The organism is uncultured Microbacterium sp. (assembly GCF_964244775.1).
GTDB lineage: Bacteria > Actinomycetota > Actinomycetes > Actinomycetales > Microbacteriaceae > Microbacterium.
The window spans coordinates 1,085,067-1,085,803 of sequence record NZ_CAXTJR010000001.1; the positions used below are offsets into that span (position 1 = coordinate 1,085,067).

Below are 737 nucleotides of genomic sequence, written 5' to 3' on the forward strand. Positions count from 1 at the left end.
ACTTCCGCTCCCCATCACCACGCGGATTCGGGCGCTGGCCACCGGTACGCGGCGGACGCGAATCCCGCGCTCGATCGTCGCGCTTCTCGTCGTCAGCCATGTCGGTCCTCTCGGCAAGCTCTATTCTGGTGTGTTAACGCGAAATGGCCACCCAGCATTGGGTGGCCATTTCTCGAAAGAAGTCCGGCGGTGTCCTACTCTCCCACAGGGTCCCCCCTGCAGTACCATCGGCGCTGAGAGGCTTAGCTTCCGGGTTCGGAATGTGACCGGGCGTTTCCCTCTCGCTATGGCCGCCGAAACACTATTGATGTTTCATCGTTCGAAGCATGAGTTGCTGCAATAGCAGCGATACATGCGGTTCTCGACCGTACATCGAGAACCACTCAGTGGACGCAAGCACCTAGGAAGGTGATTATCAAATCATCGGCTTATTAGTACCAGTCAGCTGCACGTGTTGCCACGCTTCCACATCTGGCCTATCAACCCAGTAGTCTGGCTGGGAGCCTCTCGCCCGAAGGCATGGAAGTCTCATCTTGAGGCCGGCTTCCCGCTTAGATGCTTTCAGCGGTTATCCATCCCGAACGTAGCTAATCAACGGTGCTCCTGGCGGAACAACTGACACACCAGAGGTTCGTCCAACCCGGTCCTCTCGTACTAGGGTCAGATCCTCTCAAACTTCCTGCGCGCGCAGCGGATAGGGACCGAACTGTCTCACGACGTTCTAAACCCAGCTCGCG

General features: G+C 57.7%; 2 rRNA genes. Both read right to left on the reverse strand.

Going from position 1 to position 737, the window contains the following annotated elements:
- Positions 1 to 181: 181 nt before the first annotated feature.
- Positions 182 to 298 (reverse strand): 5S ribosomal RNA (rrf, locus tag ACFE6Z_RS05265).
- 113 nt (positions 299 to 411) lie between these two features.
- Positions 412 to 737: ribosomal RNA gene (locus ACFE6Z_RS05270) — 23S ribosomal RNA — on the reverse strand; the annotation flags it as partial.